At 59.9% G+C, this 15,955-nt stretch carries 11 protein-coding genes; all 11 read right to left on the reverse strand.

Annotated elements, in window-relative coordinates:
- Positions 1-58: 58 nt before the first annotated feature.
- Entirely contained in the window at positions 59-3,304 is a 3,246-nt protein-coding gene (locus tag QRO95_RS06430; RefSeq protein WP_046984173.1) for a CusA/CzcA family heavy metal efflux RND transporter, read from the reverse strand.
- Positions 3,304-4,470, reverse strand: coding sequence for an efflux RND transporter periplasmic adaptor subunit (locus QRO95_RS06435; RefSeq protein ID WP_046984172.1), 1,167 nt, complete (start codon positions 4,468-4,470; stop codon positions 3,304-3,306). The genes QRO95_RS06430 and QRO95_RS06435 overlap by 1 nt, the downstream gene beginning before the upstream one ends.
- Complete coding sequence (locus QRO95_RS06440; RefSeq protein ID WP_065428117.1) at positions 4,471-5,694, reverse strand: TolC family protein; 1,224 nt, start codon at positions 5,692-5,694, stop codon at positions 4,471-4,473. It lies immediately after the preceding gene.
- Between the two features lie 92 nt (positions 5,695-5,786).
- Positions 5,787-6,344, reverse strand: coding sequence for an RNA polymerase sigma factor (locus QRO95_RS06445; RefSeq protein WP_049441978.1), 558 nt, complete (start codon positions 6,342-6,344; stop codon positions 5,787-5,789).
- A 15-nt stretch (positions 6,345-6,359) separates the two neighbouring features.
- Positions 6,360-6,806 (reverse strand): periplasmic heavy metal sensor, encoded by a 447-nt coding sequence (locus tag QRO95_RS06450; RefSeq protein ID WP_046984169.1) that lies wholly within the window; start codon positions 6,804-6,806, stop codon positions 6,360-6,362.
- Positions 6,806-7,090: a CnrY/NccY family anti-sigma factor gene (locus QRO95_RS06455; protein WP_046984168.1), complete on the reverse strand. Its 285-nt coding sequence runs from the start codon at positions 7,088-7,090 to the stop codon at positions 6,806-6,808. Before QRO95_RS06455 ends, QRO95_RS06450 begins: the two co-directional genes overlap by 1 nt.
- Positions 7,091-7,268: 178 nt before the next feature.
- Positions 7,269-9,221, reverse strand: a complete 1,953-nt coding sequence (locus QRO95_RS06460; RefSeq protein ID WP_046984209.1) for an ATP-binding protein — start codon at positions 9,219-9,221, stop codon at positions 7,269-7,271.
- A 1,008-nt stretch (positions 9,222-10,229) separates the two neighbouring features.
- Positions 10,230-11,342, reverse strand: a complete 1,113-nt coding sequence (locus tag QRO95_RS06465; RefSeq protein WP_160314166.1) for a site-specific integrase — start codon at positions 11,340-11,342, stop codon at positions 10,230-10,232.
- Between the two features lie 239 nt (positions 11,343-11,581).
- Positions 11,582-12,028 carry a hypothetical protein gene (locus tag QRO95_RS06470; protein WP_046984166.1) on the reverse strand — a complete coding sequence of 149 codons (447 nt, stop codon included), beginning with the start codon at positions 12,026-12,028 and terminating at the stop codon, positions 11,582-11,584.
- A 35-nt stretch (positions 12,029-12,063) separates the two neighbouring features.
- Positions 12,064-13,104, reverse strand: a complete 1,041-nt coding sequence (locus tag QRO95_RS06475; protein WP_160314167.1) for a tyrosine-type recombinase/integrase — start codon at positions 13,102-13,104, stop codon at positions 12,064-12,066.
- 881 nt (positions 13,105-13,985) lie between these two features.
- Positions 13,986-15,617 carry a hypothetical protein gene (locus QRO95_RS06480; RefSeq protein ID WP_197649773.1) on the reverse strand — a complete coding sequence of 544 codons (1,632 nt, stop codon included), beginning with the start codon at positions 15,615-15,617 and terminating at the stop codon, positions 13,986-13,988.
- Between the last annotated feature and the right edge of the window lie 338 nt (positions 15,618-15,955).

Consider the following 15,955-nt stretch of genomic DNA (forward strand, 5'->3'; position numbering starts at 1 on the left):
CCTGCGGATCGTAGAACGATCCGCAGGGCCGGGCGTGAAACTGTGGAAGGGAACGTACTCAATCGGTTTCCGGCGCCGGCAGTGGGTCCTCGATGCCCGCTGCCTTCCTGCGCGCAGTCCTGCGCAGCACCAGCCCACACAGTGCCGGCAGGACGAACAGGGTCAGTACGGTTGCCGTGATGAGGCCGCCGATGACCACGGTCGCCAACGGCTTCTGGACTTCAGCACCCGTGCCGGTTGCGATCGCCATGGGTACAAACCCCAGTGAAGCAACCAAGGCCGTCATCAACACGGGCCGGACGCGCTCCATTGCACCCTGCTCCACCGCCTCGTTCGGCTCCATGCCGTCATGCAGACGCTTCTTGATGGCGGAGATCAACACCAGTCCGTTCAGCACCGCCACACCCGAAACAGCAATGAACCCCACTGCTGCCGAGATCGAGAACGGAATGCCACGCAAGGCCAGCGCGAAGAAGCCACCGGCCAGCGCCAGCGGTACGGCCGTCAGCACAGTGCCGGTCAACAGCCCGTTGCCGATGGCCATATACAGCACCGCGGCAATCAGGATGAAGCACAGCGGCACGATGATGGCCAAACGCTGGGTAGCTGCCTGCAGGTTCTGGAACTGCCCGCCCCACTCGATCCACGAGCCGGTCGGCAGTTGCACCTGCTGTGCGATCGCTACCTTGGCATCGTCCACGAAGCTGCCCAGATCACGCCCCACTACGTTGGCCTCTACATAGATCCGGCGCTTGCCGTTGTCACGACTCACCTCGTTCAGACCCTGCGTGAAGCGGAAGCTGACCAGCTCACGCAGCGGCACCGAAGGGCTGCCTTCCTGATTCCCCGGCGGCAGCATGACCGGCACCGCACCCAGGACGTCCAGATCACTTCGGTCGACGCGGGGCAGTCGAACCACCACATCGAAGCGGCGATCGCCCTCAAAGATCTGGCCCGCCTGGCGTCCGGCCAACGCGGCCGACACCGTATCAGCCACATCCTTAACGGTCAGGCCATAGCGGGCGATCGCTGCGCGATCAAACGCCATGTCGAAGGTCGGGAAGCCACCGGTCTGGGCCACACGCACATCCGATGCCCCGGGAATCTTCTTCAGCACAGCAGCAATTTTGTCTGCGCTGGTGGCCAAGGCCGTCAGGTCTTCGCCGTAGATCTTCACCGCCACGTCGCTGCGCACACCACCGATCAGCTCGTTGAAGCGCATCTCGATCGGCTGCGTGGCGTCGTAGTTGTTGCCCACCAGGAACGCGGTCTTCTCGCGGATGCGCTCGATGACCTGCTCTTTGGTCTTCACACCATCAGGCCACTGGTCCTTCGGTTTCAGGATGACGTAGTTGTCCGATGCGTTTGGCGGCATGGGGTCTGCGGCAAGGCTCGCCGTACCCGCCTTGGAGTAGACGGTCTGCACCTCGGGAAGCGTCAGCACAGCCTTCTCCAGGGGAAGATCGATGGCTACCGACTGTTCGATGGAGGTGGAGGGAATACGAACGGAGGACAGGTTCAGGTTCTGCTCGTCCAGTGTCGGCATGAACTCACGTCCGACGAAGGAGAACGCCACCGCGCCGGCCAGCAATACGCCCAATCCGCCGGCAAGATATGGCATCGGTTGCCGGATCGCATTGCGCAGCAACGGCTGGTAACGGCTCTTCGTGGCCGCCACTACACGCACTTCCTTCTCGGAGATGTGGCCCTTCAACATGACCGCGACCATCGCCGGAACGAATGTCAGCGAGAGGACAAAGGCCGATGCAAGCGCCAGCATCAGGGTGATCACCATCGGCGAGAACATCTTGCCTTCCACGCCCTGGAACGTCAGGCACGGAACAAAGACGAGGAAGATGACCGCCTGTCCGTAGATCGTCGGGCGGACCATCTCCTTGGAGGACGCGATGGTCTCGTGCAGGCGCTCGCTCAGAGTGAGGATTCTACCTTCGGCATGCTGACGCTCGGCCAATCGTCGCAGTGAGTTTTCGACAATGATCACAGCACCGTCGATGATCAGTCCAAAATCCAGCGCTCCCAGGCTCATCAGGTTGCCGGAGATGCCCAGCTTGTTCATGCCGATGGCGGTGATGAGCAGGGACAACGGAATTACCAGTGCAGCAATCACTGCCGCACGCCAGTTACCCAGCAACGCGAACAGGATGACCACCACCAGCAGCGCGCCCTCCGTCAGGTTCTTGGCGACGGTCTTGATGGTCGCCACCACCAACTGCGAGCGATCCAGCGTCGGGACGATGCTCACGCCCGGCGGCATGGTCTTGCTGATCTCCTTGAGCTTGTCGCCGACGGCGGCGGCCACGGTGCGGCTGTTGGCGCCCACCAGCATCAGCGCGCTGCCCACTACCGTCTCGTAGCCGTTGCGACTGGCGGCACCTCGCCGCAGCTCGCCGTCGATCACCACCCGCGCAACATCACCCACCGTGACCGGAACACCGTTGCGGTTACCCACCACGGCCCGCGCGATCTCATCCACCGAACGGATACGGGCATCAGCTCGCACCAGATAGGATTCGCCAGAGCGCTGGATGTAGTCCGCACCCACCGAAAGATTTGCATCCTGCAGCGCGTTCGCCAGGTCGGTGTAGGAGAACCCATACTCAGCAAGCTTGGCTGCATTGGGCTCGACCACATACTCCTTCACATAGCCGCCCAGGCTGTCGACGTCAGCCACGCCCGGCGTCGTGCGCAGCTGCGGGCGCACGATCCAGTCCTGTACCGTGCGCAGGTACGCTAGGCGCGCCATGTCATCGGCCAGGCGATCGCCCTGATCGGTCAGGAACGAGCCATCGCTCTGCCATCCGGGCTTGCCATCGTTGCGTGGCGCGTCCTTGCCATCGGGGTGTGTGAACTCGACGCTGTAGTGGAATACCTCGCCCAGGCCAGTGGAAACCGGCCCCATCAGCGGCTCGGCGCCTTCGGGAAGCTGCGGCCGGGCCTGGGTCAAGCGCTCGGTGACCTGCTGGCGCATGAAGTACAGATCGGCACTTTCATCGAAGATGACCGTCACCTGGCTGAAACCGTTGCGCGAGAACGAACGCGTGTTGGCAACGCCGCGCAGGCCCGCCATCGCGGTCTCGATGGGATAGGTCACCCGCTTTTCCACTTCCACCGGGCTGAGCGTGGGGATGACGGTGTTGATCTGCACCTGCTTGTTGGTGATGTCCGGGGTGACATCGATCGGCAGCATGTTCAACTGCCAGGCACCGATGACCGAGATCACCAGCGTGATGAACAACACCAGCCAGCGGTGCCGCACGGCACCTGTAAGCACCTGTTCGATCATCACTCGTCTCCGCCGGACTTGTTCATTTCCGCCTTCACCAGGAAGGCGTTGCGGGTTGCTACGCGGGTTCCTGCGGAAACACCGGAGAGGATCTGCGCCATTCCACCACTACGCACGCCTACGAACACGGGCTGGGCGTTGAACCCCTTCTCCGTGCGCACGAACAGCACGTCTTTGCCATCGATGTTCTGCACGGCTTCTTCGGGAACGGACATGCCACCGGACTGCCCGGCTGACGCCACAAGGCGCACCTGCACGCCGTCACCGACGACAAGTCCGGCGCCAGCGTTTTCCGGCGTAATCACCACGGTTGCAGCTCGAGTCAATCCTCCCACCGCCGTCGCTACAGAACGGACCTTGCCTGATACCACGGTGCCGTCAGAGCGCACGATGGTGGCAGGATCACCGGAGCGGATCCGGCTGGTATCACCCGCGCGCACCGATGCCTGCACCTCCACGCCGTTCGAGCCGGTGACGCGATAGAGGGTGGCCTGTGGTTCAACGAATACACCCAGTGTGGCCTGGGAACTGCTGATGGTCCCGGCGATGGGGCTGACCACCGAAACGCTGCCGCCGCCATCGACGTTGGCGGTGCGAGCCACCAGCGCAGCCCGTTGCGCTTCGGCCTGTGCCGACAGGTAGGCAGCTTGGCTGGCTTCGGCCTCCTGCCGGGCAAGCACCCCCTGCGCCAACAGCGACTGGTCCCGGCTGGCGTTCTTCTGCGCCAGGGAAAGACCGGCATTGGCCACGCGCAGATCTGCTGCAATGCGTGCGCCATCAGGGCTGGCGACCCGTGCAAGGACATCGCCCTTGGCGACCTTGTCGCCCACCTGGCGAAGCACCTCGGTCACGTTGCCTGCGGCCCTGGATACCACCACGGCTTCACCACCCGGAATGGCAACGACGGAGCCTGCTGCGCCAATGTTGGCTGCCACGTCGGCAGAGGTGACAGCCTCAACGGCAATACCGGCTGCTCCAAGATATGCATCGGGAATGGCAACGACCTGCACGCCGCCGTTATCTTCAGCGGCAGTGGGCGCAGCGTCTGCCGGGGCAGGCGCGCTGGAGGACTGCGAAAGGCGGGCGATGCCGAAGCCTGCGCCAAGCGCCAGCGCGGCGACGCCGAGCATGCCCAGAGTATTCACGGAAGGGGTGTTTCGCTTCATTCAACGGTCTCCGAAGACGATCTGGCCATTGGCCATTGCAAGTGATGCGTAGGCACGGACCCGGGCAAGGCGCGCATCGACCACGGTCAGCCGCGCTTCTGTCAACGTGCGGCGGCTGAGCAGCAGTTCCACCAGGGGCGTGCGGCCGGCCTCATACCCCAGACGGCCCATGCGGTAGGCCTCGGCCGCGGCTTTTTCACCCTCGGCAGCTGCCTCGAGGCCGCGTCGCGCCGCAGCCACCTGGGACAACGCGGTAGCGCGATCTGCCTGGCTCTGCAGGCGCGCAGCGTCCAATCGCGCCCTGGCCGCGTCGGTACGGGCACGGGCGGCGCTGATGCCGCCACTGTTGCGGTCGAACAGCGGTACGGACAGCGAAAGGCCCACGACCAGCGCGTCCCCACCTGCTGCAAAGCTGCGACGCCCTGCAGACACGCTCAGGTCCGGCGCACGCTTGAGCCTTTCGATACGCAGTTGGGCTTCGGTAGCGTCCACGTCCGCCTTGGCTGTCAGCACCGCCGTGGCATCGCCTGCGGTTGCGCCCACCGTTGGCCAGTCGCGCTCTAGAAGGGACTGGCCCACACCTGAGTACGTCTCGGTCTGGCCGGCCAGCACCGACAACTGCTCAAGAGCAGCCGTCGTCTCGGCATCGCGACTGGCAGCAGCCGATTGCGCCGCGCTCAGGCCGGCCTGGGCTTGGGCGGAACGAAGGCTGGCCTCTTTGCCAGCTTCCACCAGAGCCTTGGCCGCACGCAGGTCGCCCTCGGCGCGCTCCACATCCTCCTGCGCGATTGCCCGGCGAATCAGGCTGGCCTCGGCAGCGGCGTAGGCCACCGCCAGCGCTGCCGAGAACTCAACCTGCGCTTGGTGTTGCCGAGCTTCGGCCGCCTGCAGGCCCTTCTCGCCCGCCTGGATACGCGCGCTCCGCTGGCCGAAGATCTCCAGCGGCTGGGTCAGGGTGTAGGTCGTCTGGCGCTGGCTGCTGCCATTGCTTAAGGGTGCGTTGAGATTCTCGACAAGGCCGTCGATAGTGGGGTTGCGCAATGCTCTGGCCTGCCGGGCATCGCCGGCGGCCGCTGCGGTGTCGAAGCGCTTTTCCTGCAGGTAAGGCGATTGCGCCCTGCTCTGTTCCAGTAGATCTTCGTAGGTGGGCGCGTCGGCGGCCCACGCCACCGATGTGCCGAACAGCGCCAGCAGTGTCGACAAGGCAAGCAATGAGTACTTCATCCAGGGGTCCAGTGCAGTGATGCCGCATCAGCGGTCGTCTCATGCACTACGCGGCCTGTGTGCCGCTCCCCTCACATCTGGGAGATTTTTTTCTAACGACCCAACGCCGAGGCCAGTTTTGCCCGGGCGCGAAGTACGCGGCCTTCGATCGTTTTCAGGCTGATTCCCAGCGCAGCGGCCGCTTCAACCTGGGACAGACCGACGAATGCCGTCAGCACCAGTGCCTCGCGTAAGGCGGGATCGATGCTGTCGAGCACGCGCATCACGCTGGCGAGTTCAAGGCTGGAACTGGCGCTCTGTTCCGGGCCGGCCTGATCCGATACCAGCGTCCGGCCCTCTTCATCGTCGATGGGCCGGGCCTTGAATAGGAAGTAACGCACGCGGCGGAAACGCTGGGTATCGCGAACCTTGTTGATTCCGATACGCATCAACCACGGAAGCACTGGGCGAGCGGGGTCATACTCAGCCAACGCGCGCCACGCCGACACGAAAGTTTCCTGAACGACGTCGTCCACGTCGGTTTCCGGAACGCCCATGCCTCGCACCATCTGTGTGATGGCCGGCGAGTGCCTGCGCACCAGGCGCGCGAATGCCGCTGGGTCACCCGCAGCAGCTTCGACGGCCCAGTTGTTGTCTTCCTCGATCGTCACGCTCAGGCCATGCTTTCAAGGGGAATCGTTGCGCAGTGCGTCCAGCAGCGCCTTGTCGTAGGCAGCGCGGTGATCGGGCTTCAGCCCTGCACGCATCTCGAAGACGTGCTCCAGCGTGATACGCTGCAGATCACCCGCCGCACGCTCGACCTCCCTGCTTGCCGCCTCTACCTGCGGACTCCAGCGAGGATCGGCCGCAATGGCATCGGCAAGTTGACGGTTGGCGATTCGCAAGCGCGCCTCGATCTCGCCCCTGCGCGTCGCAAAGAGCTGCTCTTTGGCCTGCAGGATGTCCTTCTCCGAATTGTCCAGGGGCACCACGGCGTGCAGCCGTTCATGCAGGTCGCTGTGGCCAGGGTTGAGGTAGTGCCAGCCCCAGCCGATCCCCAGGGCGCAAACCACGCCGATGACCGCGCCGGCCAAGGTCGCCAAAGGCAGGCGCATGGCGGTTCCGATAGCCATCAGCGTTCCACCAGCAGGGCGTAGGGGGACATGGCAGACGGCGCCGCGACCCAAGTGGGCCGCGGGTTGGACTGGGTGACGAGGAATGCAGAGCCCACCCCGCCACAGGTCAGCACCGCAGACAACGCAGCACAGGTCACAGCGCGGCGGAGCTCGCGGCGTCCCGCCCACTTGGCAGGTGGCGGCTCCTGGGCCAGGCGGGCCAGCAGCGCATCGGTTCCCGCGCTGGCATCTGCGCGCGTTGCGTTTGCGGCTTTTGCAAGCCAGTCATCAAGGTTGTTCATCTGCAGATCTCCTCGTCCACATACTTCATACGGCTGCCAGGGCGGCTTCCCCTCGAACACTAGCAGTTGATGAACGTGGTTTCTGAATAGGCCTTCCGGGAGCTCTGCCCCAGCGGGATTCGTCAACGATGTCTGCTTTCGGCCATAAGCGATCGTCTAACCCGGGCTAGACACCGCCCTACTCTGCCAGCGGAGCGAACGATGCTTGGCTTGGCGTCCCCATGACTTTCTGGACAAGCTCGTAACCAGAAACCTCCTCGTACCGTGAGGGTATTCTTGCCTTTAGCCCATGGAGGCGCCGGTTTGCTGTCAATGCGAGCTGGTTGTAAGTGGTCGCTGTTACCCGTCCGCGCTGGGCTCCGTTGTATTCCCGGTTATTGACAGTTGGGATATTGGATGCGACCGAATGGCCGACCACGAAGGCATGGAAGAAAGGCCCACCCTGTATGCCTCCGCTGGAGACAAGTTCATCGACATACTCTGCCGCCTGATTCATTTCTTTGCGACCGATTTCAGAACGCCCTTTTTTCAACTCGATGAGCAGGACATCGCGCATCATCACGAGCTGATCCTTGCCGGTATCAAAACTTTCCGTCCCGACGATTGAGAGAGTGGCATCGGAGAGGACGACGATGTCGGGGCGCTTCGCAGCATTAGCAAAGGTCTGATTCTGCTTTCTCGCTTTGAATAGACTGGTGGCGACTGTTCGCAGGGTGTTGTTCGATGCATACTCCGAACTGTCGAACTCCGGCCCAAATAGCCAACGCGCCTGCGTCACGAGCGGATGAAGGGTATGCAACTCGTCAGCTTCCGGGTCGCCGCTGAGCTTCTCCATGGCGGCAATGATGGACAAACGACTGTCGATCTCATCCAGAACCGTGAGCGCATCCTCCACAGTCCACTGTCCTAGCAATCGATCCAGCCCGTCGATGTCGTGCTCATCCAGCTGCATCAGCTTGTCAAGGAAACTTGAACCGCTTCGTGCCTTCTGAATCTTGATAACCGCTTTGACGACCTTGTTGAGGGTCTCCGGCGGTATCCCTGGCTGGTCATGCACCACGGTCTTTGTGAACTGGGCTACTTCAAGCATGGATCGCCTAGGTAGCGTCCGCAGATCCTCTCGATTCTTGTAGAGCGCGTCTTCTGAGTTCTCCTCGATCAGGTGGGCCGACAACTTCTCGACCATTTCCTGGGCATACCCGTTGGCCGCTTCGAAAAGGTGATCAGTTCGCTCCGTAGTCTTGAACTTCGACCAGTCTGGTTCGATTTCGGAAAGCCACTCCGATCCGCACTCAATCACGAGGGCATAGCGCTTGGCAAAGCGCACCCGCCCATCCAGAACGACCATCGGCCCAACGGTCCAACTCGGCAGCCCGACCAACCGATTGCTCACCCAAAACGCTACGCCTTGGTAGCGGGTGGATTTCGCTGTGCGTGTTGTGTCCACCACATACGCCGTGACATCAAAGCCAGGTTCGACCTGAATCTTGCGTTCCTCCAGAAGGCCCTCATGCTCAGACAGCGGGACGGACTGGCCGTTCACCGAAACGACGAACTGCGGATCGTGCAGGAAGCGTCCTGACAGGACCGTCCTGATCCGATCTGGATCTGGGCGGTGGCGTTCAACCTCCACCAACAACCGGGTGCCATGGCCCGAACGGGTGGCTGTCTCATGGCTTTGGATGTAGAACGGCGACGGCTGATTTCGGGTCCCAATCACGAAGGTAGAAAGAACGCCATTTGTCCAAGTTTCGACCGTGTAATGATCAGAAAAGCACAACAAGCCATGGCGACCAATACCGTTGCGTCCGAAGGCCATGCGTACCCAATCGTCGCGTTCGGAAGGAAACTGGACGTTCGCCCCTTGGCTTCGATGCCTGTTGTATCCCAAGGTCATCCAGCGCTTGCGAAACTGGTCCTCGGTCATCCCGTGGCCATCGTCTTCGACCGACAGCATGCCACTTGTTTCCTCCGGGATGATCACGGCAACCCTGGCAGCCCCTGCATCCCACGTGTTGGCCACCAGCTCAGTGAGCGCCATATCTGGGTCATAGCCAATCCGCCCGAGTGACCGCAGCACGTAGTCTTCCTCAAAGAGAGCTTGGTTGGCTGCCTTGCCCTTCTTGTCCATGGGAATATCCGCAAAGTACTTGATCGGTAATATGTGCAAGACTATGCCGCCTTCCGCCGAGTTTGGCAAAAAGCTAAGCCCAGCCCATCTCACCTGCCGCGACGCCAGCCGACGCGTGTGCTATTGCCGGAGCGCCGTTCAATCCCTCGCCCGCTCCGCTTGACCCACTTGGTAATCTCCGTCAGCACGCCGACCAGGAATGTGCCGTATAGACAGCCACTGAGCTAAGCGTCCGCTTTCGGCCAGAAGCGGATATCAGAGTTTCACGTCAGCAGCCCAGCTGCACCCGCTCAGCTGATGCGCTTTGGACTGGTTCCCGCGGGACGTTGAGCACAATCGGTATCGGCGCCAGCCCAAGCGCTCCTCCGGACTGTCCGGCCTCGCCCCCGCCCAAGCCGCTTTTCCAATGACCTCACCCATCCAAATAGAGTCAAATAGCGCTCCGAGAGCGGTTCGGTTCCGACCAGCAGCGCAACACGCGTGACCGAGCAATGCCTGGCCCAAGGCTCTGGGAACCTATAGCGAAGACGGTGCGGCCGACGATCAAGCACGCTACCGTTGCCCAGAATGCCTGAGCATCCAGCGGAGAGGGCACCGAGGGAAACGAGCTACACGCTCGAAGTACGACGCCAGCGAACAGCACGACCGCCAACGATTGAATTCCGGTCAGTGCAAGGGCGACTCGGAACGCGAACCATGTGCTTTCGGGCACTCACGCGCGCATCCATTATGGCTGTGAGCCCGTGTTGGTGATGCTTCGCTGGGACGCCTGGTGGGACGACCACAAGCGTGTGCATCGCATCCGCAAGGAAGAAGGCGCTTTTTACGGCGTCGCCGGCAACCGATCAAGGTGGTCACGACACCCAATACTCTGTAGGACATTCACTGTCCCCAGTGACGCCCTGTTCGATGGACGTCGCTTCCGGCTACTAGAGGTGCTGGATCGCCCGCACCACACCAACAGCAAAGGGCTCTCACCCATACCACCGGCGCCCCTGCACAAGCAGTTCATCCCAGCCCCATCCCTTGGTGGGCGAGTACACCCAGTTTCGGAGCCTTCTCAAGCTGCGAAGCAAGTGCGCTACGAACTCGGCTAAGCAGGGCTCTCCCTTCGGAGCTTTCTATCGCCGCTTCACCAAAAACCTCCAGTTCCCGGATGAGCTCGCCAATCTCCAAGGTCCCGCGGTTCTCGGCATCCGAGGCCATTTCCTGATAGGCCCAGTCAATGTAGTCCCACATGCTAGTAGGATTGGAGTGGCCGCTTAAAGAAGCCACCTGTGCGAGTACCGTTGCTGCTGCCTCAACGCCAAGAATCCCAATGTTTCGAAGCCTCTTGATCCGATCGATGACCTGAAGAGTTATGTACCTGTGTCGAAGCATATGAGCCGTAGCGCGCTCTGAAACTCCGGCAAGCGCCCGCAGATCCGAGAAAGTCTGGCTCACCGTTGCAGCAGCTAGCCTTGAACCGCTCTGAGAGCAGAAGACCCAACCCTTGTCGCGACTCCCCCGTCCGGACTTGGTATGGCGGCGCATATGCATTTCCCGTTGCACCCTGATGTACTTCATGACCTCCTGCAAAGTTAGTGCGGGAACAGGAACCAGACGTATAGGGTTCCCCCTCCTCTTCGAGGTCCGCACCTTCAGCATGCCATCACCCTTCGATGCATCAAGTACATCGGTGACCCTGATCCAAACAAGCTCTTCGCGCCTGATCCCGGTATCCGCGAGTATCAGGAGCATCGCGCGATTGCGACTCTTTACGAAGGTGCGCTTCGCGCTTCGCTCGCACTGCGCCAGGAGTCGGCGAAATACCTCAAGAGGCATTGGTCGTACGACTCGCTTTGCACCACTTGGAAGCATCGCTGCATGCCTGTCCGAGGACACCCGGTCCAGCCGTTTCGTCCTCACCACGCGCCTTTCAACCGTGATAATCGCCTGCTCACCAAGCCGGCCGATCTGGAAAGGGCCGAGACTGATACATTCGGCCCAGCCAATGAAAGCGAGAACACGTGAGAGGATACGATTGATGTGCCTTGCGCTGGACTCATCCCGAACCACCAGCCAATCAGCAAACTCGATCAGATGATCATCATCGATCTCTCTCAGCTCCAGGCGACGCAAGTACAGAAATCGTACCAGCAGGCTTAGCTCACTCGCATAGGTGGATATCGTACCTACCGTCAGCCCAAGGCGTCGGCAATGAACTAGGTACGCATTCACTTCCCAGCAAGAACGGCCGTTTGGGAAGAACACCACCTTCATGCCTCCTGCCGCGCCCCTATCGAGGAACGAGGTGACGCGTCCAACCCCCGGTAACCGGAATTGATTGCTGGCCCTCCTACACAAACCACCATCAATCTTCACTTCACTACCCGTAGGGAGCTAGAGCCGCGGTACCGATCGAAGTGTCGCTTTAGCTCATCGGCTGCGACCTCCGATCCAAGAGCCAGCCTCTTGAAGCGTTGCACGAGATCACTGTACCTAGCGGTCATGTCCAGAACAGCATCCTCCAGCCAAGCCTCATCTTCCTGCTGTGCAACAGGCTTCCTCGCGGCCCCCAGAAGCTCTCCGATGGCACGCCTAAACGCTTCCATCCCGCCTGGGTACAGCGATTCCACATTGTTCCTGAGTGTTCGAACCGACATCGGAAAGATGCCTCGAGCCTCATCATTCATCCCGGCAAGATCACTCATGCGTCTAAAGAGATCACTATGCTCTTCAAGAAGGGACCCAACTGCCACCGCCTCGTCCAGGATGGCGATGATGCCCCGAACACTCCGTTCAGCACGAAGCTGCTTGTCCCGCACACCCGCAGCTACCTGTCCTTTACTGAGCCTTGGCATCATTCCCCTCTGTGCGAAATGAGGATTGTGAACGTACTACGATCGCCGGTTGTAATCTGAATCGGCTTGACACTGATCTTTCGCTCCTCAGAGAGCATCTCCAGATACTCCAAGACATCATCATGATCGAGAACAGCGAGATCGTCGCTTCCGAAGTGCTCGAGAAGAAGCGCCTTCAATTTTTGGGCAGATTCCGAGCCATCACCTGAGTTCACAGCCGCCATCGCCAAACAGGCTTCTGCATGACTGATCTCCTTGCCCGTCATAGACTCCTTCACGTATCTCCAAGTCTCCTCGACATCATGATGACCCATGAGCCACGCGAGCGCAGGTAGAGATGACTCTTCCCCCTCCGAATGAAAGAATGTCATAGCAAAGCTCCTTCGCAGTTGATGAGGCTCAAGCACCCATCGCTTTCCGTCGGGGCCACGGAGATCAAAGTAGTCACTTATGAGCTGGAGAACGACGCGCGGATGATTCTCACTGAATGGCCTGATGCCCTGCATTCCGACGAAGAACATCACGCGATCATCCAGCAACGAATCCTCCCTGGGCATCACCCGAAGTAGTTGCGTCCTGAGATTGTTCATGATCGATATCGCCATGGCAACGATACGTGGCACAGGCTTGTCAAACCTCGGCCTCTCGTTCCCTTCCCCCCGCTTTGCCTGGTGAATCGTCAAGTGGTAGCGACCATCAGATGTCAGGAGCGCATGCAACCCCATGTCAATGATCTCGGATCTCCTTGCACAAGCAAACAAGGCCACAAGTCCAAAGCAAACACCTAGATGGATTCGGATCAGTCCGAGAACCAAAGGGAACAACCGATAGGGTTCCAAATCACAGTACCTGTCATCCCCTCTCTCCCTGAAACGCTGGGAAACGAACCTCGAACAGCGTACTAGTGGACCGGTTTCAATCAGCGCTTCCGCATCCTTCAACAATGCAGTTGGCGACCGGTGGCCAAGGTCACCACTTTGGGCGATTTCATCAATCAACCCTGCAAGGTGAGCCTCCAATGCAGGCGCCTCCTCAAGCATCCACGCACACGCTGACCTAACAAACTGCCTACAGACGGTCGGTGGCAATGTCGCCGTGCGGCCCGACTGTTCTCTGCGAAAAGGTCGGCAAGCATCGCGAACCTCGCGAACATTGCTCAAAGCCCACGCGCTTAGGGTCTGGACGGAGTGCGAGGCCTGAGCCAGTAGCGGAAAGATATCCGCATAGCCGCTGGTGGTACGAGCGCCGCGGCTTAAGTCGCGTTCTCCTCGGTACCCGTACTGGGTCAGATGGCTCCGAAATGCGGGACTACTGCGCAGCCTCTGCCAGTCCACCGATATAGCCGCGCCAATGGCGACCAAACTCAACTGGTTTGTTTCCGTCAAGCCAAAGTGGTTCCTAACCTCATCCGCGTCTAACCGTTCCAACGGAATCTCAGCCGAAAGGTAAGAGCTAAGGCGCTCAATGAACCGCCCCGTCCCGCAAGACCCCGCCTCAGCATAGGACTCCATGAATGCCTCTACGTCGTCCAGATGAGCGACTAGGAGTCCGTCACGCAGGAACTTCTCTTCGTACTTAAGGGCCAAGAACTCTGCGAAGAGAAACAGTGCGCCATGAACTGATCTGAGCGACCGGGTTGATCCACGTACCTTCGCTACGGCGATGATCAACGCCTTACATTGTTCACAGATAACTGCGTGAGATGATGTGCTCAATCGTCCCGTTGGTAGCAGTAGATCCCATCTCAGAACCTGCCCACCGCGACTCTTCTCACCGACTTGGCGCAGATCTCTCTTTCCCGTCTCAACTCTCCATACAGATTCGTGGACCGCGGATTTCAGCCACCACGGACGCACTAATGGGCTCAAACCGGTTTGGGTCCGACTGAAGAAGGACAGGACCTCCGAGGGAAGTTGAGCCATCACCGGATCTCCGGCAGCCGAATGCGAGAAATGATGACAGTCTTTCTAGCCAATGCACACTCGACAAGATCAGTGATCTCAATCAATGCCGGGGGCAATGGCGCGGTCAGCGCATCCACAAAGTCTCTCCAGAATCGCGGGGCAACTCCGGTCCGGAGATCAGGTCGATCCAGGAAGGTCGCACTGGCGCTTTCCAAGCGATCCCGGTAGAGCATTGCAACCGCCAGCGCATCAGGATCCTTACAGAGGATCAGTCCCGCGCCAGGAGAAGCGGCCTTGTACACACGGCGGGGAACCTGAGCTTCAGCAGCCTCGTCCGCGCTACCCGAGAGGAACAGGTGGAGGTCCTCAACCGTCGAGAAATCCGACACTTCAAGAAGCCGCTCGTGATCAGAAAATGCTTGAACGATCAGTCTGTTCTGGTGCCGCCTAACCTGCCTCTCAAACAAGGCGATGCGAAGGGCATTTGGGACGTAGTGCCCCAAGGTCGTCTTGACCGATCGGTGGCCAAATATCCTCGCCGCTACGACAAGATCACCATCTGCCTCAAGGAACTTTAGCACTCCGGAGTTCATTCGTAGATTCTTGTAGGTGAGCTTCTCTCTCCATGGAGCGAGCTCGGCATGGCGCTCCCCGAAGTTCGTTGCCCGGGTGACCATGCCGGCTCCCCTGACACTGCGCCAAGCTTCAGATGCACCAAGTGCATTCAGGAACGCTTTCTCCGAGAAGGCTTTCAAACGGTAGTCGAGGCTACTGATGCCAATCCAAAGATGGTTTGCATCCTTCCTTCTCCCTTCCTGGATCATCCGAGTACGTACGGGCTCGGTCCACTCGAAGACCTTCACAAGAACTCGCTGGGCAAGAGGCGAAAGCTCCACACTCTTCTCCTCGCCCGCACGCAGCTTCTCCACGCTAAAGCGGATACCCCCTTTTCCGACAAGACCATCGGAGGAGATGTAGGTTCCACCATGACGATCCCTTTCTATCCTGGCCCTGTACAACGCCACTGGGTTAAGAATCGGGTGTTCAATGAGTAGGATCAGTATGCAGACTGCCGCCTGCTTGCTACTCATGATGCCAAGGTATGGCAGGAGCTCGTTCTTTCCGAACGAAGAAACGAAGTCCCAGATTCTGCTAGACCCATCTAAGATGGATGCCTTGCTCGACTTCACATCGAATTTGCGTCGCTGCCTAGGAATCCCGCCCATATCAAAGACGCATATCCCCAAGGCAATCCTGAGACCCTTCTCATATCGCTCTTGATTCAGCAGGTGCCCCCAGTTCTCTCGGGAGAATCCGCCTCGGCGATGCGCCTTAAGCTCATGTAGTGAACCTACGTCGAAACGGCTAATTTCAGCCAAGCCTCTCTCTCGTTGAGCCACGAACTCCTCGAAGTCCTTCACTGCGCAGTGGAGAATCGTGTTTACTGCCTTCCCAAGTTTTTCCTGATAGCGATCTAGGTACTCTGCACTTCCATCAACGATTGAGATCGACTCGAAGAGATTGTCGTTGTATGAGTTCTGTGCCGAGTTCAAAGTCTTTGGGGCGTTGTTCAGGCACACTGGTGAGTTTGCAGCATGCTCCCTATCCGCAATGATGAGCGCGCGAGGCGGAGCGGAGATGGCAGCCAATTTCGATTCGACGAAGTTGATTGCACCGGTCTGAACAAGACAGGGGATGAATCGAACAAAGCTGGTCCACTGATTCGTGATCGTAGTTAGCGCGACTCCAACCGCCGCTCTGGCCGCGTAGAACTCACCCCGAAGATCAGACAGTTGCGCGACCAAGGCAGCGGAACTGATTCGACGACTTGGAGCCGGCCACCCCCTTCTTGCACCGAGGGCCTGCCAGAACTGAAGGACGCAGCGAACCGAGTACGTGTTCTGGGCCGCGACGTAGCGCCTTGATAGCTTGACAATTGCATCGACAAATGCGGCTTGACCGCGAGGTCCGATCCAACTCCGAAGAA

It is taken from the genome of Stenotrophomonas maltophilia group sp. Smal13 (assembly GCF_030236855.1).
GTDB lineage: Bacteria > Pseudomonadota > Gammaproteobacteria > Xanthomonadales > Xanthomonadaceae > Stenotrophomonas > Stenotrophomonas maltophilia_A.

Bases quoted from the DNA above. Each gene is read 5' to 3' on its own strand.
- QRO95_RS06430 (WP_046984173.1), bottom strand. From the start codon at position 3,304: ATGATCGAACAGGTGCTTACAGGTGCCGTGCGGCACCGCTGGCTGGTG.
- QRO95_RS06435 (WP_046984172.1), bottom strand. From the start codon at position 4,470: ATGAAGCGAAACACCCCTTCCGTGAATACTCTGGGCATGCTCGGCGTC.
- QRO95_RS06440 (WP_065428117.1), bottom strand. From the start codon at position 5,694: ATGAAGTACTCATTGCTTGCCTTGTCGACACTGCTGGCGCTGTTCGGC.
- QRO95_RS06450 (WP_046984169.1), bottom strand. From the start codon at position 6,806: ATGGCTATCGGAACCGCCATGCGCCTGCCTTTGGCGACCTTGGCCGGC.
- QRO95_RS06455 (WP_046984168.1), bottom strand. From the start codon at position 7,090: ATGAACAACCTTGATGACTGGCTTGCAAAAGCCGCAAACGCAACGCGC.
- QRO95_RS06460 (WP_046984209.1), bottom strand. From the start codon at position 9,221: ATGGACAAGAAGGGCAAGGCAGCCAACCAAGCTCTCTTTGAGGAAGAC.
- QRO95_RS06475 (WP_160314167.1), bottom strand. From the start codon at position 13,104: ATGCTTGAGGAGGCGCCTGCATTGGAGGCTCACCTTGCAGGGTTGATT.